Origin of the sequence: Sphaerothrix gracilis Ecp01 (genome assembly GCF_030405905.1) — a bacterium.
GTDB lineage: Bacteria > Cyanobacteriota > Cyanobacteriia > Phormidesmidales > Phormidesmidaceae > Sphaerothrix > Sphaerothrix gracilis.
This window is the reverse complement of record NZ_JASATW010000002.1, coordinates 52,424-74,571: the sequence shown is the minus strand read 5'-3', so window position 1 is coordinate 74,571 and position 22,148 is coordinate 52,424. Positions and strand designations below refer to the sequence as shown.

The following is a 22,148-nucleotide window of genomic DNA, read 5'->3' as shown; positions in this document are numbered from 1 at the left end:
AACGCTATTCTATAAAGTTATTTACTAGTGCTTATTTATTTAATTTATTAAGGTAACAGCAGCTTGAAATCAGATACGGAAACTTATGACTGAATCCGTACTGTTTTGGACTGCTTGATAGCCGCATTAATAAATTTTTAGCCAAAATTTCCTCAATTAAACAAAAGTGAAATCAAAACCGTATTCTTGGCCGACAGTTGTTGCTTACCTAACTGGCCCAGCGCTGATTATTTTGAGTCATCTCGGCTCTTTACTCGTCTTTAAGACGGGTTTGTCTTGGGGAGCTGGCCTCTGGATTATTGGGCTATATCTCATCCGAATGCTGGCAACAACGGGCATTTATCATCGGCTGCTCACCCACAAAAGTTATCAGGCACCTGCCCCGGTATTGTGGATGGGCAGTCTGATAGCGGCCTCAGCCGGTCAAATGGGACCAAGCTGGTGGAAGGCTCACCACATGACTCATCATCGCCAGGCCGATCGCGATCGCGACCCCCACTCTCCCCACAAACCGCCCCAGAAGACCAAAGGATTTTACTGGTCGCAGGGAGGCTGGCTGTTATCTTCTGAGTTCCTGCCTGAGCAGCTACCGGCGGATGTTGAAAGAGATCGGGTCCTGCAGGCAATTGACCGCCTGCACTTTCTGCCGACCGTGGCGCTGGGCCTGATTTCCTACTGGATTGGCGGTTTAGAGTATCTGGGCGCGTTTTTTCTCAGCACAACGCTGCTATTTCATGGAGTGCAAACCGTAAACTCGCTCTGTCATATCGTGGGGGAACAGCCATTTGCCACCGATGATTTCAGCCGCAATAACAGGCTAGTGGCGGTGCTGACACTAGGAGAAGGCTGGCATAATCTGCACCATGCCTTTCAGTCCTCTAGCCGACACGGCATTACTCTGGGCGCTGACGGCGTTATCTATCTGCCAGATCCTACCTTTAGCTTTATTCAACTGCTTGAATTTTTCGGCTTAGCCTCAAAGCTGAGAGTGCCTGTCGAAGCTGAACTCTTAGCTCGCGCCCGAAAAACCATGCTTCCTGCCGAGCAGCAGACTGCCATTCCCAGCAAAGTGGTCTAAAAACTTGATAGCGCCAGGTAGATGCAGGATGACGGCGGAGTGAGCTAAATTGACCCTCTATGCTGTCATTGGGTCTGCTGGATTGATTATTCGCGATGTGGGTTACTACTGGCTGGTTTTTTTAGCGTTCATTCTAGGACGCTATTTTGTGATGGTAGGAGGCGCTTTTTGGCTATTTTCCTCAGTTTTGGGGATTTCTCAGCAGTTTCAGGCTATTTCACGTGCGCGTCGGTGGCAGCTAATTCGCCACGACATTGCGCTCTCAGTATCTTCTGCTTTTCTGTTCGCGTTTTTAGCAGCTTTGATCATGAGCGCTTACAAGGCCGGAGGCACTCGCCTGTATAGCTCAGTTGCAGAACATGGCTGGGGCTATTTGGGGCTAAGCTTTCTGGCTATTCTAGTTTTGCAAGATACCTATTTCTATTTCACCCATCGGCTTTTACATCAGCCTCGCTTCTTCCGGCGGATCCATCAGGGACATCATCGCTCCAAAATCCCAACTCCCTGGACATCATTCGCCTTTGAACTGAGCGAGGCTTTTATTCACGGCATATTTTTTGTGGGCCTAGTCTATGTGATGCCGCTTCATTTCATTACGCTCACAGCCGTTTTTCTTGCCATGACCCTGTGGGCGATCGCGACGCATTTGGGCTTTGAGCTAGTTTCCCCTAGCTTTTTACAGCCGTGGCTAGGCCGAGGGCTAATTGGGCCTGTGCATCACGCGATACATCATCACCAACATCAGCTTCATTTTGGCCTGTACTTTACCTTTTGGGATCGCATTTTGGGCACGACAGATCCGACCTACATCGAGAAGTATGGACTTAAGCAGAGACGATAGCGCTTTTCGACTGTCTAACGGTGCCTGAGATATGCTAAAAGGCGATCGCACTCGCTTCAGGCCGCAGAAAAAAACGTCACAGTTCTAGTTCCAGGTATTTGTTAATCTCCTAGAACCTGACAATTCTGTCTTTTAACTGAAGCGCCTATGAACAGCGATGAGCTAGGTAAATATATTGGAGCTACCAGTGGTGCCAGCAAGCCCTGGCTGTTAGTTCAGCTACGCCTAAAAAAGCTACAGGAACGCCGCCATACGCTACCGAGTGAGCAATACCATCAGGAGCTAAGTGCCCTCCATCACGAGCTGATGAATCTAGGGGAATGGTGGGTTGGAATTGAAGATGAAGTGTTCTAGAAGGGGATCATCATGACCATCGCTCAATCGCCACCAGACAAGTCCCGTCTGGAGGATCCGCAGTATTACTTCAGCCGCGAGCTAAGCTGGCTGGAGTTCAACTTTCGCGTACTGCATGAAGCGGTGGATGAGCGCACCCCTCTGCTGGAGCGGCTTAAGTTTATGTCGATCTTCAGCACCAACCTAGACGAATTTTTTATGGTGCGAGTGGCCGGCATCAAACAGCAGATTGAAGCGGGGGTCACTAAGCAGACACCTGATGGTCGGATGCCCCAAAAGCATCTGCAGGATATCAGCGATCGCCTGAGACCAATGGTTGAGATTCAGCACAGCCACTTTGAGCAAGAGCTGCGGCCCCTGATGGTGAAGAACGGCATTCGCCTGATGAATTATGAAGATCTCAAATCTGAGCAGAAAGCCTATTTAAACGAATACTTTGAAGAGCAGATTTTTCCGGTTCTCACACCCTTAGCAGTCGATCCAGGCCATCCCTTTCCCTACATTTCTAACCTGAGCCTGAATCTGGCCGTCGTGATCCAGGAACCAGACACCAACAAAGAGCATTTCGCCCGGGTCAAGGTGCCCAAAGTGCTGCCCCGCTTCGTGAAGCTGCCGGACTCGCTGCGCACAGGTAAAGGCAGCAAGTCCAGCGTTTGGCTGGGAGTGCCTTTAGAGCAGGTGATTGCCCACAATCTCGATGATCTGTTTCCGGGGATGGAGGTGCAAGACTGCTATACCTTCCGCATTACCCGCAACGCCGACCTAGACGTGGAAGAAGATGAAGCTGACGACCTGCTATTGGCGATTGAGCAAGAACTCCGTAAGCGCCGTCTAGGCGGCTCTGCCGTACGCATTGAGATTGAAAAGTCAATGCCGGAGTCGGTGAGAAGCAATCTCATGCGGCAGCTTGAACTAACCGACGCAGATCTGTACGAAGTTGAAGGTCTGATCAACCTGGGCGATTTGATGACCTTTATGAGCCTGCCGCTGCCTCAGTTCAAGGATGAGCCTTGGGCCCCCGTCGTGCCTAAGCATCTACAGCACATCAGCGATGCCACCAGTGATGACCTAGAGGCTGAAGAAACTGAAGACTTTTTTACCATCATTCAGCGCTCTGATCAGCTCTTTCACCATCCCTATCACTCCTTTGCCTCAACGGTGCAGCGCTTCATCACCTATGCGGCCCACGACCCGGACGTACTGGCGCTGAAAATGACCCTGTACCGCACCTCCGGCGATTCGCCTATTGTGCAGTCGCTAATTTCGGCGGCTGAGAACGGCAAGCAGGTGGCGGTGCTAGTTGAACTCAAAGCCCGTTTTGATGAAGAGAACAACATTAACTGGGCGCGAAAGCTAGAAAAATCCGGCGTTCACGTTGTTTACGGCCTGATGGGGCTGAAAACTCACACTAAAACGTCCTTAGTGGTCAGGCAGGAGGGCGATCGCATTCGCCGCTATGTCCACATTGGCACGGGTAACTACAATCCTAAAACGGCGCGACTCTACACGGATTTGGGCCTGCTAAGCTGCCGGGATGACTTGGGCGCTGACCTCACCGATTTGTTCAACTATCTAACTGGCTACTCGCAGCAGTCCTCTTTTCGCAAGCTGTTGATTGCCCCGGTGACGCTACGCCAGCGCATGTTGGACATGATTCGGCGCGAAACGGAAAACTGTCGGGATGGCAAAAAAGGCAAGATTATTGCCAAGATGAACGCGCTGGTAGACGCACCGATTATCGCTGCCCTTTATGAAGCGTCACAGGCAGGCGTAGAAATTGACCTGATCGTGCGCGGCATTTGCTGCCTGCGTCCGGGCCTCAAAGGCATCAGCGACCATATTCGGGTGATCAGCGTCATCGGTCGCTTTTTAGAACATTCGCGTATTTTCTACTTCCACAACAACGGCGACGAGCAGATGTTTATTGGCAGTGCGGACTGGATGCCGCGCAATCTCAACCGCCGGGTGGAAGCCGTGGTGCCGATTGAAGATGCCAAAATCTTCAAAGAGCTGCAGGCAATTTTAGACCTGATGCTGAGTGACAATCGCCAAGCCTGGGATCTACAGCCAGATGGCAAATACATTCAGCGCCGTCCTGAGAAAGGCGAGAGCGATCGCAGCACCCATAAAGTGATGATGGCCCAGGCGCTGGAGTCGGCAGGAATGACGTAGTTCAGAGAGGTACTTCATGACGCTGACAGTCGCTAAAATGTTGGGTTATTGATCTACTCACAATCGATTTCGTCGTATTTCGCCACAATCCGCTAAACGGACAATATCAGTTTCAGGCTGCTCAAACTGAAGGAACGTTGTCACCTGTGGCTCTTTTAGACATCGAATTTCGATCGCAGACTTTTTGGCCTAGAGTAAAGCAATTGATGGTTAAAGATTGCTTGAAGCCAATCATAAATATGAGATCGCTGAAATACGGGCAACCTATACTCATGAATTGAGATTGCTCCTAATTAAGGATTTGCATTATTTATGAAACGAGCAGATCGATGCGATGGTTCTGATGATAATTCAAAAAAGTATCCACGATCCAAACAATCGGAGCCAATGTCTCCCCATGAAGCAAAGCAGCGTATTCTGACATTGCGATCGCAAAAAGACGAATTGCAAGAGCAGATTCAAGAACAGAAAAACCAGGTTCAAAAACAGAAAACACTGTACTTTGAAGAACAGCAAAAGTATCAAAATACACTGGTGCTTTATCAAGAGGAGCAGCATAAATATCAAACTACCCTGACGCTTTACCAAGAAGCCCAAGCTGAAAGCCAGTCCTTCTTAAGCCTTTACAATCAGGAGCAGGAAAAAAGCAATGCCTTACAAATTCAGGTTGAAACGGTACAGACTGAGCGCGATTGCTATCTGAACCTGTATAACGAAGCTCAGACTCAACTGAAGTTTGAACGGCGTTCAAAAGCCGGAATTAAGAGTTGGGAAACTCGCCGCAAGAAAGAGAATGAAGTCCTCAAGCGTGAGATTGCTGAGATGACTATGCTTCTGAAAGATTCATTGGTTAGAAAAGAGGAAGCTATCAGCCACCTTGAAGAGTTTGCTGAACGCATGGATAGAATTCAACATCTAGTCAACGCTGTCGAATCAGATTCCACCGACAATCCAATGAGCCTACTGCAAAAGTTCAGGCGCATTTGGCAAGCCATTCAAGAAATTTTGGCTGAGTAGCCGTCCTGAGAAACATGAACCAAGATGTAAGGCCGACTCCAGCACCGCAGCCATCAGCACTAGGCGATCGCATACGCAACATTGCTAGACAACTGCGTCAGGAAGAAGAGATTCAAATCAAAGCTACTTCTCGCGTATTAGGCGCAGCCGCTCAGCTTTCAGAAAATCATGAGCGCCTGATATCCGAAGTGACAGAGATGATTGAAGAGGACTTGGAAGCTGTAGATACAGCACAACCGCTGTACACAGTCGAGCAACTCCAGCAGCAATTTGCTAAGTTCGATAATGCCAAAGCGTATTTTGGCATGAAGGCTCTTGGCTGGGACGCGCTAGTTAAAAAGCTCAACACCCAATCTCAAACCCCCAATACAGATTATGGAGCTGATAGAGAGCAAAAATCCCAAAGTCTGCTGATTCAACGCTTAGAAGCTATTGAGCAAACAATGCAGCTCATGAGAGGGGACATTGGGCAAATGCAGGAACTGCTTAGCCTGGTAGCAGCCAAGCTGCTGGGATAATACACAAAAGCGCCGCTCTTGCTTCAGAGCGGCGCTTTCGGGTATAAATTTTTCTGAGAGCTTACGGCAGGTGAGAAAAAACCTCTAGCATCAGCGGGGCGCTACAGAGCAGTATGAGGTCAATAATTGAGACGAGCCACCAGCGTAAAGTTTTCTTATCCATAAACCTAAATTTTTCTCTGGCGTAGACGATTTCCAAACTACAGCTTTCCCACTTTAAGAAAAAATCCTTCGGGCAGTTGCTACCACCCGAAGGCATGTGTGAGAAGTGATTAGTGTAGAAGCAGTTGCTACATTTCCTAATGTAGGGAGAAAAAGTAAAAAACTAGGTAAGGTTTGACTTCTTGGGTAAAAAAGCCAGCGGTAGCCGCACCTGAAAGCAGCTACCCACCCCTGGACGGCTGCGCACTTTGATTCTGCCGCCGTGTCCCTTGGCGATCGCCTGACAGATTGCCAGCCCCAAGCCGTTACCGCCCACTTTACGCGATCGCGCCTTGTCGGCCCGCCAGAAGCGATCAAAGACATGGGGCAAATCTGCCGGGTCAATGCCGATGCCGTTATCAAGGACTTGGACAATGGCAAAGAGCCGCTTTTTAGTCAGGCTCACCTGCACTTTGCCCCCCTCAGGCGTATAGCGAATAGCATTTTCAATCAGGTTGGCATAGAGGCGAGAAAGCTGGCGCCGATCGCCCACCACACTGACAGGCTGGGGCGCCTCTAGGACCAGGCGAATTTCTTTTACCTGGGCCGAGGACTCCAGCAGTTCCACAATGTTTTGCAGCATCTGCTGCAGGCAGAGTCGTTCTTGCTGCAGCAACCCTGCCGTAGACGGGGCCTCCATCCGGGCTAGCAGCAGCAAATCTTCGGTGAGGTGCTGCATTTGAGCGGCAGCGCTAGCGATCGCCGTCAGCTTTTTAGCATCTTTAGGATGAATCCGTTCCGGATGGTTTTGAATCACATCGACGGAGGTTTTAATCGCCGTCAACGGCCCGCGCAGCTCATGGGAGGCATCAGCGGTAAACTGCTTGAGCTGGTTAAAACTTTGCTCGACAGGCTTAAGCGATCGCTGGGTCAGCCACAGCCCGCCAATGCCAATCAGCCCCAAGGCGATCGCCCCGCCCGTTCCCAAACCCAATAAAAGCTGCCGCTGAGCCGACTCAATATCCTGTAGCGACTGGCTAGCTCGAATATAGCCCTGCAAAACCGCTTCCGGGTCGGACTCAGCCGTCAAAGTCTGTCTATCTTCAAAAACAGAAACGGTAAAGGTGCGGGCCAACACTGGCGTTGACTCAGCTTGCGGCTCTCCGGGCTGCGTTTTGAGCGTTTGCGCTCCCATTGCCAGCTCTGGCTGCAGGCTGCTCAAGGTACCGTAATGGGCCAGCCGCCGCCCAGATTTGTCAAACCACTCCAAGCTTTGACTATCTCGGTTAAAAATGTCCCGCCAGGGTACCTCATCAACTCGGGTCAGGTAGCCTTCGCCGCCAGCGGCGACAGCAGCATAGGAGGGTGAAGCGGACTGGGCCAAGGTTTGCAGCTTTTTGTCAAGCTGCTGGTAGAGATTGCGCGTAAAGAACAAGTATGCGCCCAGGCTGAAGCTACCTAGAATGGAGGCCATGACTAAGAGCTGAGCCGTCAGCAGCCGCCAGCGTAGACCTTCAAACATAGTGCCTCTCTTAGCGTTAGATAAAGATTACTGGGGGGCGTTGGCTGCAGCAGTTTCTTTGAGCCGATAGCCTAAGCCATAGACAGTTTCAATCAGGTCATCAGGAGCGCCCACCGCCTTCAGCTTTTGCCGCAGGCCGCGAATATGGGCTTTGACGGTAGCCTCTTCTGGCATCACCTCAAAAGACCAAAGCTGCTCTACAATCTGGGCACGGCTAAAAACCCGTCGCTGGTGGCGCAGAAACAGCTCTAAAAGACTGTACTCCTTGGGACTTAGCGGCACCTGTTCATCCTGATAAAACACTTCGTAGGTGCTGGGATCTAAGCGCAAATCACCCCAGCTCAGCACTGGTGGCAAAGTGGCGCCGCCCCGGCGAATCAGGGCACGAATGCGGGCCGAGAGTTCCTTGAGATCAAAAGGCTTGACCAGGTAGTCATCAGCACCGGCGTCCAAACCGATAACGCGATCGCTGACGGTATCTTTTGCCGTCAGCATCAAAATCGGCGTAGAGTCCCCCTTGGTGCGCAGCTTTTGACACAGGGTCACGCCGTCAATCTTAGGCAGCATGACATCGAGCAAAATCAGGTCGAACTCAAAGGTTTCAGCCAAATCCCAGCCCGATTCGCCATCGTAGGCGACTTCCACTACGTAGTGCTGATCCCCTAGCTCCTCCGCCAGGGCATCAGCAATTCTCTCATCATCCTCAACTAATAAAATTCGCATAGCGGCCACAACGCTTGGATAAGCTTATTGAGGCAAAAAGCGATCGCGGGCGTATCGCGCCTAAGACCGATTTTGCTGGCAGGCTAAAAACTAGCAGGGAGACAATTCAGCCTCTGGTAAGTTTTAGCCTGGCAGCGAACGGAAACAAAGCTTTATTGCGGCGCGATCGCCCCCTTGCAAGCCTGTAAAATCTGCTGACTCTGGGTGTCTAGTGCCAGCGGATAGCTTTTGCTCAAGTTAAGGGACTGGCCGATCAGCGGCTGGGGCTGAGCCGTAGCCACTCTGGCCTCATCGGCCAAAGGCACCGAAAAGGGCACGAACGTTGCCGTCATCGGCTCCTGCACGTTTAGCTCCATTGCATTTGGCGTTAGCGTACCGGAGAAACAGCTATAGTCTGAGGCTGGCCGGTAAAAGGCACCGACGACCTGATCTGCCTGAGTTTCAAACACCATATATTCCTGACCGAGCTGCCCTATTTCGGGACTCTCGCCGTAAAGGAAGCGCTGTTTCTCAGACCCCAAAGCCTCATTGATAGTTCGGTTAGAGACTTTAGGTAAAGTGGGTACGGGTGCTTCACCCCTGGCGGGCTGCAGGCGACTAAATCCACCTAGCAGCATCAGGGCGGCCAAGGGAAACCGGAGTTGTGAAAGTGGAAGCTGTGACATGAGATTTACTCCAATTGTCAACTTTGTCAGTAGGGCCAAAGCCTAAGGAGGTTATCAGGAGCAGTTTTTAGACCTTGTCTCCTGATATATACGCAAACTACAGGCTGACCCTGCTTGAATAGCCTGAGGGCTAAGGCGTCGTTGTCGGCGGTTCACTCGCATCTTCCTCAGACGTTGGGTCCTCTGGCTCAGCCGCCGGATCGATGGGTTCGTCAGGGGGTGCTGCGGGCTGTTCGGTAGGGGCTTCTTCGGTCATGGGATCAACGCCGTCAGTCTCTGAGGGCTGGCAGGCCGCGCTCAGGCTGACCAAACCTAAGAAGAAAGCTAGGGGAATGGCGGTCTTTTTAAAAATCATGGGTCAATCTCCTATACATTTTTGGTAATAGCATTTGGGGATGGGCCAGCCCAAGGCTTGTCAGGACTGGCTTTCACAAGCTAGGACAAGATAGGTAGGACAAAAAGATAGGTAAAGAGCTGTCAGATCTAGAGCCATTTAGCGATCGCCGATCAGGCTCTAAAGCCAGAGAACATTTGCGACTGAAAGAAGTAGCGGGCACCGCTGACGTTGCGCCCCTGCTCCGAAGCCAGATAGGCACACATCCGCGACACTTCTTCCGGCGGCAAGACAAAAGCATCTTCCGGCTCAGCCACTGGCGTTAGATCGTCATTCCAGTGCTTTAGCTTGGAGCAAAGACAGTGAGCGCGAATACCGCTGTGAGACTGCACCTGATTGAAGCGCTCAATAAAGGCGGTAATCCAGGCCTGCATCGCCAGCCCATAGGGAGCGGCTTCTGGATGCTCCAGGCTGGTTTCAGAGGCGATCGCAATAATGCTGCCATAAGTCTGCTTCAGGTAGGGCAGCGAATATTTAATCATCAGGAAAGTCGATCGCAGGATATCTAGGACCTGATCAAACTCGCTGATCAAATAGCTATCTAAAGAAGCCCAAGAGGGAGGTTCAGCCCCGCAGATCAGACTATCAATCTGACCATACTGGCGAATCGCCGTTTGGACACAGTGCAGTGCATGTTCAGGCTGGGCTAGATTACCCAGATACGAACTGGCCGAGCAGCCCTTACGCCGCAGGTAGCTCACTACCCGGTGCAAAGATTCTTCGCTCTGACCGTTGACGACGACGTGAGCGCCCTCAGCGCCAAAGCGCTGGGCAATCCCCGCCCGAAAAGGCGTATCGACGCAAGTGATAATCGCCACCTTGCCCGTGAGTCGGCCAGTCAGCGCTGGCATAGGCAGCGTATCTTCAAAGGCCGAAGCCGCTACGGGTGACGGCACCATGACTTGACAGCTTAGATCTTGAGACATTTCTGAAATCTCCTTCAGTGAAAATGTCGGTAGTCAAAAGCTTCAGTACTGGGCTTGACCACCTTGACCTAAACTTTAGGGAGTAAAAGTAAAAAAGTTGATAACCGCGTATTTACTGGGATTGGCCCGATAGGGTAAAAGCGGCCCAGTCGCGTGGGTGGGGATATTGCTGCATCGTTGTTAACATGGCCTGTCTCAGTGCCTGGGCGTAGCTGGGAGTTTGCTGGAGTTGCTGGTAGAAAGTGGTCATCAAATCAACCGTAGAGGTGTCGGAAATGGCCCACAGCGAAACCAAAACGCTAGGAGTCCCCGCCGCCATCAGCGATCGCGAGAGGCCTATCACGCCGTCGCCGGTAATCGTGCCGCGCCCGGTATCACAAGCACTCAGCACCACCAGATCAGCCTGAAGCTGCAGGTTAAAAATTTCGCTCGCCGTCAGCCAGCCGTCGGCTCCAGCACCGGGAGCCAGCGCTAAAGCCCCCGGTATCCCCAGGTCAGGAATATCCTCCAGTAAACCGTGAGTTGCCAGGTGAACCAGCCGCGCCTGGGAGAGCTGCTGCTTGACAGCGGTTTCGCTAGCGGCAGCCCCCACTAGGGCCTGGGTGTTGAGCAACTGGGCGATCGCCTGCGCTTCTGTGGCCGCACCGGGCAGAGCGGCTAAGGGAGATCGTGTAGCATTTGGTAAAGCGGGCATAGCTGGATTGCCCACAATCAGCGCCGACATGGTGGGGGAAAACTGCTGCTGGTTGAGCTGCTGCGTCAAGGACAGGGTTTGAATAGACGGGGCGGTCAGCAGAGTATGACGCTGCACTAAATATTCGCCAGTGCTATCCTGCAGGGCCGCGAAGGGCACTAAAAACAAGGTTTCTTGGGGAATAAACACCACTGGGGCCGAGGCATCCCCAGGCAGTAAATCAGCGATGGGAGCAATTAGGCGCTGATGCAGCTCACGCAGCGGCGTTGTTGCCTGACTGACAGGCTGAGGCGAGGCGACAACACCGATACTGCGATCGCCCCCGGCCCCTAAAGCGGTTCGCACTGCTCTCACCTGCTCTATCAGCGATCTGTCAGTTTGGAGGTTGACCTGCCGCAGAGCGATCGCGCCGCTGGGCTGCACCACCCAGATCAACAGCGTGGTTTCTTGGGCCTCCTGAGTGAACTGAACAGCGGCGCTGTGGGGGGTTTGAACAAACTGATCTCGCAGAATGCTGTAGGTAACAATCGTGGTGTTTTGGGCAGCGGCAATCTGCTGAATCTGGCGAACGTTGGGAGCTGCTAGGCTGGCCTGCGGGCGATCGAGCCGCCGCGCCATCAGTTCTACAAAGGCTCTAGCCCGGCCACGCTCGGACACTTCTAGGGCTGGCAGAGACTTCTCTTGCGCTACTAGCACTGTCTGCAGATTGCGATAGGTATCGGCCTGAGTTTCAAAAATTGACACCTTGAAGCTGTCGTTATTGCCCAGTCCGGCTCGCAGCGACTCCCACACCGTCACGCCCTGATAGAGCAGCCTCTCGGCTTCGCTAAAGCGCTGCAGTTGAGACAGCACATCGCCTAAATTATTTAGGGCAATGCCTTCCCCTAGCTTGGCTCCCAGGGTCTGCGATAGCTGCAACGCTTTTCGGTAAGGGGCCTCCGCCTGAGTAAACTGCTGCTGGTAGCTATAAACCGTCCCCAAGCCCAACCATGCCTGAGCGGTTTGCAGCGGATCGGTGATAGCCTGGGCGATCGCTAAACTCTGCTCATATGCTGCCACCGCCTCTCCATAGCGTTCTAAGCGACTGTAGGTATGGCCCAAATTTCCTAAAGCCTGAGCTTCTCCATAGCGATCTTGAATCGATTTCGCTAAGACCAGTGCCTGTTGCTGCTGCTCTAACGCTGGCTGGAGCTGATTTTGAGCCAGGTAGGCACTGCCCAGGTTCCGCAGAGTCAGCGATCGCCACTGCGGCACAATGGCTTCGGGGAGCTGGGCTAAGGCAGACTGATAGTGAGCGATCGCGCTTTCATAGTCGCCTAGCGCTGCATGGGTAGCGCCGATTCCCGACTGAGCCATTCCTGCCTCAACTGAGTTTGAGCGAGCTTGCGATAGGGCTAAAAGGTCTTGATAGTGGCTGAGGGCTTGAGCATAGTCGGCCAGGACAAAGTGAATTGAGGCTAGGTTGTTGAGGGCGTAAGTTTCCCAAGCGGCATTTTGGTATTCGCGGGCTACCGCCAGATTCTGCTGGTAGCACTCAATGAGAGGCGTGTAGAGGCTGGGGGACTGCTCCTGAGCTGTTTCTCGCAGAGTTTCCAGCAGGGTGGGACAGGACTGCATCTGCGGCGATAGGGCCAGGGTCTGCACTGGCCCACTACCCACTTGGGGCTGATTGGGAATGTTGGCCGGCGAGATAATCTGATACTGAACGGTGGTGCTGCCACCTTCACCCGGCAGAATTAAAATCGTGGGCGTCAGCGGTCCCAGATTCAAAGCATCAAAATTGGCAAATAAGCTAGGGTCTAACTCCAAGAGTCCTCTCCCTAACCGCAGTCCAGTGGGTAGATAGGCAGGCGCGATATCTACCGGGCTGGTCGGCTCCAGCTTAAGCAAGGGCGCTTCTGGCAGAATGCCGCGAATAATGGCAACGGGTTCAATCGCGGGGGCTAGGCCCAGCGGCTCGCCCACCAAAACTGGCTGACCGTCAGCTAGCAGCCAAGGGGTAGTTAAGTTGGCGGCAGGAGCTAGATCGGGTGGCAGAATATCGGGATCACGCTCAAATATTTCCACCTGGCCGGTGCCGGTAGTGGGTTGGCCGGTAGGCGGCTGGCCGGTGGTCGGCTGGTTGGGGTTGGTAGTTTGAGCCCGCAGGGGAGCAACACGACTGCCGCTTATGGCTAACAGACTGGCAGCCGCAATGACCGTTGTTCTGAAGCGATAGAAAGCGCGATCGCGGTCGGGCCGTGACATTCCTGACCTCCTGAGCTACAGAGCCATACCTATGATCTTGCTTCGACAACGGCTCTAGCCTTTCCGCCAGGTTTTAGAATTGTTTGCAAAGGGCGATCGCTGATTCGACAAACATTTCCACTAAAGCCGCCAAGATTGCTTTCTGTTCGCTCAGCCCTATCGGTCCTGTCTTTTTAACTAGCCACGCCTTATCCACAAATTGATCAGCTTGCTGTTCGGGATTTGAAACTACTGTTTTAGGCGAAATGCCAGTACCTGAGTGGGTTGATCGGCCTCAAAATTGTTGTCGCTAATTAAAATTAAGCTGCGATCGCCGCCAGGCAGGTCTGGTCCCAGCGTCATCCCTTCAAAGTTATCGAGCGGCACATCCAAATCGGCCAGGTTCAGGAGCAGACGCTTTTGAATTGGTTGAATACCGCTCACATCCCCTTTGAGACTCTCAACCGTGGAAATATCGGTGGCACCGCCTGAGGAGAGCTGATATAGGCGAATATCAAAGCCTTTGAAGCCCAAAGAGCGCTCCATCGCCAGGAAATGTCCCCCTTGATCTAGGGTCAGCAGCTCACTCAGCCCCGTCAGCAAGGTTCCGGTTGGTCCCATATCCAGCGGGTAGAGATGTTCTGAAATCAGCGTAGACTGATCCTGACCGATGAGATAGTGCAGGAAGCGATTTTTAGGGGCGATCGCAACATCAGCGTCTAGATCCTGCTGCAGCGGCCCTTCGGTAGCCAAAAAGACGCGAAAAGGTTCTACCCAAGCCGCACTGCCCGGCAGAGCATTAATCGTCAAAGACTCAAAGCTGAGATTGTTTTGGACCCCCTTGGCGGCTGACTCCTCTGGCAGGTAACGTTCTGGGAGGCGAAAACGGGTTTGCAGCTGGCCGCCGTCTAGATCGTATTCGTTGAGCTGGGGGATATCTGCCGTATCGCCTTCGCTGACGACAAATAGGCTTTGGCGAGGCGAGAGGGCCAGCCCTTCAGGATCGAGCTGATTGGGGGCATAGGGTTTACCCGCAGCATCTTGGAGCTGAGTCACCTGCTCAATGGCGATTTGTCCTAAAGTCGTAGTTGGTGCGGTGGGGACATCTAGCCGCAGCGTATAAAAGCGCGGCGGAGCGATATTGCCGCGATCGTCAGATAGGACATAAAAGCGATCGCGCTGGACGTCATAGGTAATTGCGGAAAGTCCGCCTACAGTCGTCCCTTCGAAGTCCTGCTGCGGCAGCTCGTAGCGACCTAGATAGTCTAGCGATAGATCTAGAAATAGCCGATCTTCAGCGCTCACCTGAGGAAGAGAGCAGCTTGTAAGGAAGAAGCTGCCTACAAAGCTCAGCAGCACCGCAATTAATTGAAATAGCCTGCCCATACCAACCTGCAATCCATACTCTCTGCACTTAGCAAACACCAACTCTGAGTCAACAGTCTGGTTGACCCAGCAGCAGACGATAGCACCAGAATTCTAACGCTTTTCTGAGAGAGGCTTTTACTGCAGCTAGATCCCAAAAAGCTTTGCGGAGAACATGGCTCAGTCATGTCTGAGACAGAGGGCAGCCGGTTGAGCTTCGATTAATATGAATAATCCATTCCCCTATTGAAATCTGCTCAAACCTATGTCTTATCGACTCACCACTAAAGAATCCTTGCCAGACGGCATTAGGCGGATTGCAAGGGAACAGCTAGATAAGGCGATCGCTCAGCTAGCCCATCAAACCACCGACAACCAAGAAGAAGCCATTCACGATGCCCGCAAGCGCTTCAAGAAAATTCGGGCGGTCATCCGTTTGGTGCGTAGTGAGCTGGGCGAAGCCGTCTATCAGCAGGAGAATAGCTGCTTTCGTGAGGCCGGACGCCAACTCTCAGAAGTGCGGGACGCGCAGGTTCGCATCAACACGCTAGAAGCCTTAGCACAGCATTTTGCTGACACCGTCGAGTCAGATGCCTTTAGCTCAGTCCGCAGAGCTTTAGACGCCTACAGCGAAGCCACTCAGCACTATGTAATCCAGGAAGAAAGTGCCGTAGACATGGTGCTGCCTCAGCTAGAGATTGCCCGCGATCGCATTGCCACCTGGCCGCTCAAGCACCACCGCTGGTCCGCCCTAAAACCCAACATTGACAAGACCTACGGGCGCGGCTTGAAAGCCTTTCATGCCGCTTACAAAGACAACACCGCTGAAAATATGCACGAGTGGCGCAAGCGGGTGAAATATTTTTGGTACGATCTGCGCCTGCTCAGGCCCCTCTGGCCCGACATGATGAAAGCTTGGGCCAAGCAGGCCAGCACTTTAGCCGACTATCTGGGCGACGACCACGATTTAGCCGTGCTGCGGCAGTTTATTCTTAGTCAGCCCAAGCGCCTGCAGGGCAATGAGCAGCTCGAAGTTCTAATTACGCTAATTGACCACCGCCAAGCCGAACTGCAAACAGCCGCCCGGTTTTTAGGTGAGCGTCTCTATGCCGAGAAGCCCAAGCACCTGACCCGGCGGCTAGAAACCTACTGGGACGCTTGGCAAACGAAGGCTCACCAGCCTGCGAGGAAGCGCCTAGATAAGTCGGCATTGTTGAAAAGTTTGGCGATCGCCTAAGCCGCCAGCGGCATCGAAGCTTCTAGCAGCACTTTTTGATAGAACTGCTGCAGCTGACCTGTAGCGGCGGCCCAGCCCCATTTCTCAGCTTCTAACCGGGCACTGCGGCGCATCAGCTCTCGCTCCGTCTTGGCGGCGAACAGGCGCTGAGCGGCCGTAATAGCTCCTTGCTCGTCAGCCGGATCAAACATGAAGCCGTTGACGCCGTTGGTGACAATATCGGGAATGCCGCCAGAGTCGGCTGCTACCACCGGACAGCCTGCCGCCATTGCCTCTAGCAGCACCAGTCCTAGGGTTTCCGTACGGGAAGGAAAGACAAAGACATCGGCAGAGGCATAGGCGGCTGCTAACTCTTCGCCTGCTAAATAGCCCACAAAGTTGGTCGCCGTTCCGGCAAAGTGCTTTTCCAGCTCCTCGCGGTAGGGGCCATCTCCCACTAAGGCTAAGCGCGCCCCCGGAATTGATTCTAAAACAGGCTTGATCCGATCCACCTCTTTCTCAGCCGAGAGCCGACCAATATAGAGCAGCAGCGGCGCTTCTGGATGCCCCTGACTCAGACGCGATCGCATTTCCTGACTTGCCAACTCTGGCCGAAATAGATCGGTATCGACTCCTCGCTGCCACACCTCAACCCGCTCAATACCGTGATCGCTCAGCTCACTCTGCATCGCCGTCGAGGTGCAGAGATTGACCGCTGCCTGGTTGTGCATGGCCTTGAGCAGCTCCCACAGCACACCTTCAAACATACCTAGGCCGTAGTGCTCTAAATATTTAGGCAGATGGGTATGGTAAGACGCCACCAGCGGGATATTCAGCACTTTGCTGTAGTAAATCCCCGAAACGCCCAAGAAGGCCGGATTGACCACATGAATCAAATCGGGCTTGAACTCTTCCAAATAGGCCCGAATCAAGGGTCTGGGGAAAGCCAGCTTCAACTCTGGATATAGAGGCAGCGGAAAGCCTGGAATACCGCAAATTCGAGATCCCTTGTACTCTCGCAGTCCCCCATCTGGGCAAAACACCACGACCTCATTGCCCTGGCGCTGCAGGTGTTCAACCGTGTGCTTTAAGCGAGTGACAATACCATCGACCTTGGGGAGAAACGTTTCGGTAAATAGAGCAATACGCATACGAGTTTCGGAGCTGGGGATAGGCGAGTCGGCTTAAAAGAGGCAACAGAGCTAAAAGGGAACGAATCAGCAGATGATGAAAAAAGGGGATAGCAGGTATTCAGCCCCACTATCCCCCTTTTAGCTATTTATTCCACTTAACTTTGGGTAGAATCTGCTTCTCGTCTACCCGCGATTTGTACTTGACGGCAAAGTTAAGCAACGAATCCAGCAGCGAGTCTGAGAGGTAGTGCGGCTCTAGCCCCAAATCCTTCAGCTTGGTGTTCTTGGCATTGAAGTAGTGTTCTTCTAGCTCTACCCGTGGGTTTTCAAGATTGTTAATTTCAACCTTTACCCCCATAGCTGTGCCTGCCTTCTGCACCATCATCGCCAAATCAGAGATGCTGAACATTTCAGTGAACTGGTTGAAGACGCGGAACTCACCCCGATCGGCTGGATTACTCACCGCAATCTCAATGCAGCGCACCGTGTCACGGATATCGAGCAGTCCGCGGGTTTGTCCACCCGAACCGTATACCGTCAGCGGATGACCGATGGCGGCTTGAATACAAAAGCGGTTGAGGGCTGTGCCGAAGACACCGTCATAGTCGAGCCGATTGATTAACAGCTCATCCATTCCCGTTTCTTCGGTGAGGACGCCGTAGACAATGCCCTGGTTTAGATCAGTAGCCCGCAGCCCCCAAATCTTGCAGGCAAAGTGAATATTGTGGGAGTCGTGGACTTTGCTGAGGTGATAGAAAGAGCCAGGCTGCTTAGGATAGGGCAGGGTATCTTTGCGACCATTGTGCTCAATGGTGATATAGCCTTCTTCAATATCGATGTTGGGGGTGCCATATTCGCCCATTGTCCCTAGCTTAACCAGGTGGCAGTCAGGGAAATGCTCACGAATCACGTAGAGCAGATTGAGGGTGCCAACTACGTTGTTGACCTGGGTGAGAACCGCATGTTCTCGGTCAATCATGGAGAAGGGCGCCGAACGCTGCTCGCCAAAATGGACTACTGCCTCTGGCTCAAACTTGAGCATGGCCTCTTTCAGGAAGGCGTAGTTGTTGATATCGCCTACAAACAGATCGATTGACTTACCTGTTAGATCTTGCCACCGCTGCAGCCTAGCCTGGATGGGAGCAATGGGTGTTAAGGTTTCAACGCATAGCTCCATGTCCCAATGCCGCCGCACCAAGCTATCTAGAATGGCAACGTCGTGACCTTGGTTAGAAAGGTAGAGCGCAGTTGCCCAACCGCAGTATCCATCACCGCCAATAACTAGGACTCTCATTTGACTCAAGCTTTAAACTTTTATGCTGACACTCGCTCAGTCTGACAACCCAAGGATCATCAGAAGATGATAGGTAGTTTACCAGGTTACGACGACACAACTACCCCTCAAAAATGAGCTGGACTGAGTTCCAAAAAGCAGAGTTAAGCACCTGACAATCAAAGGTCATGGCGCAGCAAAACTTTGATTTTGGGGCAACAGCACCTTTGATCCTAGGGGCGATCGCCTACCAACGCAAACGATGGGCAGAGCAACCTCACAGGCTATGCCGGCGACTTTTAACTAAAATTAGCTGCCGCTTTGACTCAGGGAAGGTTTAGAGATTTTTATTGACGCTATAAGCCTGATTTTTATCTACCTTTTGCAAGAGCTAGATTAGGAACAGGCTTTGCCAGCATGGCAAAACCGGCAGCGCTTTCAGCTTGAGACGATATATCAGCCAACCGAGCTGCAGCTATTTTTCAAAGCCTTAATTTTGATAAAAAGTAAGGATGGTCAAGCCGCTGGTGGAAGGGTAAACCCACAAAAATCCCCCTGACAGGCAAGGGGACAAGCGTTAGCCTTTATTCATCGGCACAGCGAGCGGCACAGCTACGCCACCGCCTCGACTTCATCTTCTCGGAAGTGAGCCTTAAAATTTCGCTTCGACTCTTCTACCGGAAACTCTACGCAAACCGGGAAATTGGCACTAATTTTTCTGCCCTGCCATTCATCTAAAATTTGTACGATCGTACCTTCTAACCCATTAGCGTCAAAGGGCTGGTTGCGATGGAGGGGGTGATTATAAAACGTAATTGAGGTTTTAACGCGAACGCGATCGCCAACTTTCATAAGCGTATTGAATACTGACCTTCGAACCGCCTCTACAGCGCTGATAGACTGATGGGCTTGCAACCTTATTATCTTTGCACAGGATTGCCCCATCCTAGCCTCAGGAATCAGGAATCCTGCTGTTAGGTCACTCCAGCGTCTCAACCGGGCTAGACTCTGGCGCTGGGACAGGTTGCAGACTAGAACGGCTCAGCCACCACCACAAAGCCCCCGCCGCCAGAGCCAGCAAAATCAGCACTGAGAGGGCGCTGAGCCAGGACTTTTGCGATGAGGCTTCATTATCTGAAACCTCTAGATCGGCCCCATCCTCGCTTTGATCTGTCTCGCCATAGAGCAGTGCCCTAGAGGCTTCCGTCATTTCGTAAGACAGCGTATCCTGCAGCGTCGCTAAGCGTCCGGTCGGATCAGTAGCGGTTGTTTCTGGCCCCAGACTGCAGCGCATCAGCGCCACAGCCGTATTGTCATGGCCGTTCTTCTGATTGGCTAGCTCTAGCCAAGATTCTGCTGCCGCTTCTAGAGACACAATATCTTTTACAATCAGGCCAATGTAGTTGGCCCAAGATTCTTCCACCCGCTGATTGTCGCTAAGACCGTCAGAACACAGCAGCAACACCCCGCTCTCTTCAATCACAAATCGCTGAATGTGAGGATGCAGCAGGCTAGACTCGCGAGTACCGATCGCCTGGGTGAGCGCTGCGGCGTTTTCCTGCTGTTGCGCTATTGCCGATAGGCTATGGGCAGCGCTGACTTCCCGGTTTGCCAAGCTATCATCAACCGTCAGCAAATGACAGTATTCCGGCGTGATCCAGTAGGCGCGGCTGTCTCCCACATGCACGATATATAGCTCGTTGGTGGCCTTCCAGCCGCTGGCGGTGCGGATGCGCTGGGGTAGCTGCAGCGCCATGACCAAGGTGGTGCCCATGCGCTGGCGATCGGCGCGGCCTTGACTGTCATTCTGGCTGGCAATCAGGTTGTTGATGACGCGAATTCCGGCTTCGAGCTGTTCCGCCACCAGATCAGGCGTCAGAATATCTTCTTGCTCTAGGGTTTCCCGCAGAAAAGCTTGGAGCTGGAGCTGCAGCGATCGCACCACAATTTGACTCGCCACTTCTCCCCCTTCGTGCCCGCCCACGCCATCGCAGACAATGGCGATATTAGGCACTGGCGGCGCTGCGGTACGCGATCGCTTGGCGCTGCTATGGTCAGGGTAGCAAGCATCTTCGTTGCGCACTTGGCTGGGGCCAGCACTGGTGAGTCCCGTAGTCTGGAGCTGCAGCGACGCGGTTGCAGTCAGGTTCAGCAGCAGGCGGTTAAGCTGAGCCGTAATCTCATCGGCGGCGACTTGAGGATGGCGCAGCTGCTCAACGAGGCTACGCAATCCGTCTACCAGGGGCAGACGCGCCCCCGCCACCAGCCCTTGCCAAGCTTCAGCCAAGTCAGCCAAACTAGGCGTCGGCACTGCCACAAACTGCCGCAGCCGCACCCGCCAGCCCTCCACGCGCACCTCATCTTCCAGCGAGAGCAGACTCGCTGCCACCCCCAGTTCACAGAGCGGTTGCCAGAGCTGCCAAAGCTGCCAGAGCCAGTACGCCTGCCGGGCGGGCGGCGTCATTGCCCAAACTGTTTTCAGGGCCGGATAGAGCTGTCCGCCCCGGTTGATCGGGGCGTTTTCCAGCAGTAGTAAATCCGCCTGGGCTTCAGTTTTGAGGACATCGTAGACCCCTGGGACGTGTAGCCGCTGGGGATAGGCCTTGAGATAGGGAACAGCGGCTTCTGGCAGGTCAGGAGGCGGTGCAATAGCCGCTGCTGGGGTTAGATCCAGCCAAATTCCCGGAGCGACAACCCGATAGCGATCGCCAAAAGTGTCTCCTACAGCAATCGTCTCGGCTGCGGTTCCGGTAACCCAGAGATAGCGTTTTTGAGGAGTAGACGGCGACTCAGAGCGGGTCATAGGCGCAGGAGGATGACGACGGGTACCCTTACAACAAGTTAACCGGAGCTTCCAGACTCAGACGGAAAGGCTAGATTAATCCTAGAGGATTTTTGCAAATAGGCCGTTGTCGTCAGAGATGAAATCTGCGGAATTGACCTCGAATCTTGTGAATTACTTATTTGAGAGAACTCGATTAAACCATGAGCCTTGCCTTGTTTTGGGTTTTAGTGGGGGCGGCGCTCTGCATGATGGAGCTGCTAGTGCCTACAGAGTTTATAGAATCTGCTCTAGGAATTAGCGCTTTCTTAACAGCCCTGTTAACGCCAGTTGTACCGCAGTTCGAGTTTCAGGTGGGACTGTGGATGGTCTTTTCGCTGGCGCTGCTGTTTTTGCTGAAGCGACTCGTGCCGCAAAAGACCCCCCGCATTCTGATGGACTCTACTGAAGCCCGCACCCTAACTTCGATTGCCCCCGGCCAGCCGGGAAGAGTGTTATATGAAGGCAACTCCTGGCAGGCCCGCTGTGAAGACAATCGGCTGGCGATCGCCGCCGATCAGCCCGTTTTAGTCGTGGGTCGCAACGGCAATACGCTGCTGGTTCTACCTGAAAGTGAACTGCATTAATTAGGAATTTAAACTATGAATCCGTTTACGTTTTTGATTGTTTTAATTTTTGGCGGCTCTATTGCCGCCAGCTCTGTCAAAATTGTCAACCAAAGCGACGAAGCCTTGGTAGAAACCCTGGGTAAATACAACGGTAAAAAGCTGTCCCCTGGCCTCAACTTTTTAGTGCCATTTGTAGACAAAATTGTCTACAAGCAGACGATTCGAGAACGGGTTTTAGACGTGCCGCCGCAGCAGTGCATCACCCGCGACAACGTTTCAATTAGCGTTGACGCCGTCGTCTACTGGCGCATTGTCGATATCGAAAAGGCTTACTACAAGGTCGAGAGCCTACAATCGGCAATGGTCAATCTGGTACTGACCCAGATTCGGGCGGAGATGGGCAAGCTGGAACTGGACGAAACCTTCACCGCCCGCTCTGAAATCAACGAGCTGCTGCTGCGAGAACTGGTCTCGCCCGCCACTTCCAAAGCAGGTCAAGG

20 protein-coding genes are annotated in these 22,148 nt (G+C 52.9%); 9 read left to right on the top strand and 11 right to left on the bottom strand.

Annotation, left to right across the window (positions count from 1 at the left end):
• The first annotated feature begins 166 nt into the window (after window positions 1-166).
• From QJQ48_RS02155 to QJQ48_RS02130, 6 genes are all read left to right on the top strand, one after another.
• Window positions 167-1,078 carry an acyl-CoA desaturase gene (locus QJQ48_RS02155; RefSeq protein ID WP_346289541.1) on the top strand — a complete coding sequence of 304 codons (912 nt, stop codon included), beginning with the start codon at window positions 167-169 and terminating at the stop codon, window positions 1,076-1,078.
• Between the two features lie 49 nt (window positions 1,079-1,127).
• On the top strand, window positions 1,128-1,919 hold the full coding sequence (locus QJQ48_RS02150; RefSeq protein WP_346289540.1) for a sterol desaturase family protein: 792 nt from the start codon (window positions 1,128-1,130) through the stop codon (window positions 1,917-1,919).
• Window positions 1,920-2,066: 147 nt separating this feature from the next.
• Window positions 2,067-2,273 carry a hypothetical protein gene (locus QJQ48_RS02145; protein WP_346289539.1) on the top strand — a complete coding sequence of 69 codons (207 nt, stop codon included), beginning with the start codon at window positions 2,067-2,069 and terminating at the stop codon, window positions 2,271-2,273.
• A 12-nt stretch (window positions 2,274-2,285) separates the two neighbouring features.
• Window positions 2,286-4,445, top strand: a complete 2,160-nt coding sequence (gene ppk1 / locus QJQ48_RS02140) for a polyphosphate kinase 1 (protein ID WP_346289538.1) — start codon at window positions 2,286-2,288, stop codon at window positions 4,443-4,445.
• Window positions 4,446-4,757: 312 nt separating this feature from the next.
• Entirely contained in the window at window positions 4,758-5,462 is a 705-nt protein-coding gene (locus QJQ48_RS02135) for a coiled-coil domain-containing protein (protein WP_346289537.1), read from the top strand.
• Between the two features lie 14 nt (window positions 5,463-5,476).
• Entirely contained in the window at window positions 5,477-5,980 is a 504-nt protein-coding gene (locus tag QJQ48_RS02130) for a hypothetical protein (RefSeq protein ID WP_346289536.1), read from the top strand.
• A gap of 325 nt (window positions 5,981-6,305) precedes the next feature.
• Here the strand turns inward: QJQ48_RS02130 and QJQ48_RS02125 are convergent, their stop codons facing one another.
• The 7 genes from QJQ48_RS02125 to QJQ48_RS02095 form a co-directional block, all read right to left on the bottom strand.
• Window positions 6,306-7,643, bottom strand: a complete 1,338-nt coding sequence (locus QJQ48_RS02125; protein WP_346289535.1) for a sensor histidine kinase — start codon at window positions 7,641-7,643, stop codon at window positions 6,306-6,308.
• A gap of 27 nt (window positions 7,644-7,670) precedes the next feature.
• Window positions 7,671-8,366, bottom strand: coding sequence for a response regulator transcription factor (locus QJQ48_RS02120; protein ID WP_346289534.1), 696 nt, complete (start codon window positions 8,364-8,366; stop codon window positions 7,671-7,673).
• Between the two features lie 152 nt (window positions 8,367-8,518).
• Window positions 8,519-9,031: a hypothetical protein gene (locus tag QJQ48_RS02115; protein ID WP_346289533.1), complete on the bottom strand. Its 513-nt coding sequence runs from the start codon at window positions 9,029-9,031 to the stop codon at window positions 8,519-8,521.
• A gap of 130 nt (window positions 9,032-9,161) precedes the next feature.
• Window positions 9,162-9,386: a hypothetical protein gene (locus QJQ48_RS02110; protein WP_346289532.1), complete on the bottom strand. Its 225-nt coding sequence runs from the start codon at window positions 9,384-9,386 to the stop codon at window positions 9,162-9,164.
• Between the two features lie 152 nt (window positions 9,387-9,538).
• Window positions 9,539-10,351 (bottom strand): SDR family NAD(P)-dependent oxidoreductase, encoded by an 813-nt coding sequence (locus tag QJQ48_RS02105; RefSeq protein WP_346289531.1) that lies wholly within the window; start codon window positions 10,349-10,351, stop codon window positions 9,539-9,541.
• 112 nt (window positions 10,352-10,463) lie between these two features.
• Window positions 10,464-13,292, bottom strand: coding sequence for a CHAT domain-containing protein (locus tag QJQ48_RS02100; protein ID WP_346289530.1), 2,829 nt, complete (start codon window positions 13,290-13,292; stop codon window positions 10,464-10,466).
• 228 nt (window positions 13,293-13,520) lie between these two features.
• The gene (locus QJQ48_RS02095) at window positions 13,521-14,657 is read right to left on the bottom strand and encodes an esterase-like activity of phytase family protein (protein WP_346289529.1); all 1,137 of its coding nucleotides are present in this window, start codon (window positions 14,655-14,657) and stop codon (window positions 13,521-13,523) included.
• Between the two features lie 244 nt (window positions 14,658-14,901).
• Here QJQ48_RS02095 and QJQ48_RS02090 point away from each other — a divergent pair, with 244 nt between their 5' ends.
• Window positions 14,902-15,873 (top strand): CHAD domain-containing protein, encoded by a 972-nt coding sequence (locus QJQ48_RS02090; RefSeq protein WP_346289528.1) that lies wholly within the window; start codon window positions 14,902-14,904, stop codon window positions 15,871-15,873.
• On the opposite strand, the gene QJQ48_RS02085 is transcribed toward QJQ48_RS02090, so the two are convergent.
• The 4 genes from QJQ48_RS02085 to QJQ48_RS02070 all read right to left on the bottom strand — a co-directional run bounded on the left by QJQ48_RS02085 (window position 15,870) and on the right by QJQ48_RS02070 (window position 21,061).
• Complete coding sequence (locus tag QJQ48_RS02085; RefSeq protein WP_346289527.1) at window positions 15,870-17,003, bottom strand: glycosyltransferase family 4 protein; 1,134 nt, start codon at window positions 17,001-17,003, stop codon at window positions 15,870-15,872. The two genes, QJQ48_RS02090 and QJQ48_RS02085, sit on opposite strands and share 4 nt — an antisense overlap.
• Window positions 17,004-17,127: 124 nt before the next feature.
• Complete coding sequence (locus tag QJQ48_RS02080) at window positions 17,128-18,279, bottom strand: NAD-dependent epimerase/dehydratase family protein (protein WP_346289526.1); 1,152 nt, start codon at window positions 18,277-18,279, stop codon at window positions 17,128-17,130.
• 591 nt (window positions 18,280-18,870) lie between these two features.
• A complete protein-coding gene (locus QJQ48_RS02075) occupies window positions 18,871-19,110 on the bottom strand; it encodes a ferredoxin-thioredoxin reductase variable chain (RefSeq protein WP_346289525.1) in 240 nt (79 codons plus the stop codon).
• 127 nt (window positions 19,111-19,237) lie between these two features.
• The gene (locus QJQ48_RS02070; protein ID WP_346289524.1) at window positions 19,238-21,061 is read right to left on the bottom strand and encodes a PP2C family protein-serine/threonine phosphatase; all 1,824 of its coding nucleotides are present in this window, start codon (window positions 21,059-21,061) and stop codon (window positions 19,238-19,240) included.
• 182 nt (window positions 21,062-21,243) lie between these two features.
• Here QJQ48_RS02070 and QJQ48_RS02065 point away from each other — a divergent pair, with 182 nt between their 5' ends.
• Complete coding sequence (locus QJQ48_RS02065) at window positions 21,244-21,666, top strand: NfeD family protein (protein ID WP_346289523.1); 423 nt, start codon at window positions 21,244-21,246, stop codon at window positions 21,664-21,666.
• Window positions 21,667-21,681: 15 nt separating this feature from the next.
• Window positions 21,682-22,148: SPFH domain-containing protein (locus QJQ48_RS02060; RefSeq protein WP_346289522.1), on the top strand; the 467-nt coding region annotated here is incomplete at its 3' end.

Bases quoted from the DNA above. Each gene is read 5' to 3' on its own strand.
- QJQ48_RS02075 (WP_346289525.1), bottom strand. From the start codon at position 19,110: ATGAAAGTTGGCGATCGCGTTCGCGTTAAAACCTCAATTACGTTTTAT.
- QJQ48_RS02090 (WP_346289528.1), top strand. From the start codon at position 14,902: ATGTCTTATCGACTCACCACTAAAGAATCCTTGCCAGACGGCATTAGG.
- QJQ48_RS02115 (WP_346289533.1), bottom strand. From the start codon at position 9,031: ATGTCACAGCTTCCACTTTCACAACTCCGGTTTCCCTTGGCCGCCCTG.
- QJQ48_RS02125 (WP_346289535.1), bottom strand. From the start codon at position 7,643: ATGTTTGAAGGTCTACGCTGGCGGCTGCTGACGGCTCAGCTCTTAGTC.
- QJQ48_RS02130 (WP_346289536.1), top strand. From the start codon at position 5,477: ATGAACCAAGATGTAAGGCCGACTCCAGCACCGCAGCCATCAGCACTA.
- QJQ48_RS02110 (WP_346289532.1), bottom strand. From the start codon at position 9,386: ATGATTTTTAAAAAGACCGCCATTCCCCTAGCTTTCTTCTTAGGTTTG.
- QJQ48_RS02100 (WP_346289530.1), bottom strand. From the start codon at position 13,292: ATGTCACGGCCCGACCGCGATCGCGCTTTCTATCGCTTCAGAACAACG.
- QJQ48_RS02065 (WP_346289523.1), top strand. From the start codon at position 21,244: ATGAGCCTTGCCTTGTTTTGGGTTTTAGTGGGGGCGGCGCTCTGCATG.
- QJQ48_RS02135 (WP_346289537.1), top strand. From the start codon at position 4,758: ATGAAACGAGCAGATCGATGCGATGGTTCTGATGATAATTCAAAAAAG.
- QJQ48_RS02120 (WP_346289534.1), bottom strand. From the start codon at position 8,366: ATGCGAATTTTATTAGTTGAGGATGATGAGAGAATTGCTGATGCCCTG.
- QJQ48_RS02070 (WP_346289524.1), bottom strand. From the start codon at position 21,061: ATGACCCGCTCTGAGTCGCCGTCTACTCCTCAAAAACGCTATCTCTGG.
- QJQ48_RS02085 (WP_346289527.1), bottom strand. From the start codon at position 17,003: ATGCGTATTGCTCTATTTACCGAAACGTTTCTCCCCAAGGTCGATGGT.
- ppk1 (WP_346289538.1), top strand. From the start codon at position 2,286: ATGACCATCGCTCAATCGCCACCAGACAAGTCCCGTCTGGAGGATCCG.
- QJQ48_RS02105 (WP_346289531.1), bottom strand. From the start codon at position 10,351: ATGTCTCAAGATCTAAGCTGTCAAGTCATGGTGCCGTCACCCGTAGCG.
- QJQ48_RS02145 (WP_346289539.1), top strand. From the start codon at position 2,067: ATGAACAGCGATGAGCTAGGTAAATATATTGGAGCTACCAGTGGTGCC.
- QJQ48_RS02095 (WP_346289529.1), bottom strand. From the start codon at position 14,657: ATGGGCAGGCTATTTCAATTAATTGCGGTGCTGCTGAGCTTTGTAGGC.
- QJQ48_RS02080 (WP_346289526.1), bottom strand. From the start codon at position 18,279: ATGAGAGTCCTAGTTATTGGCGGTGATGGATACTGCGGTTGGGCAACT.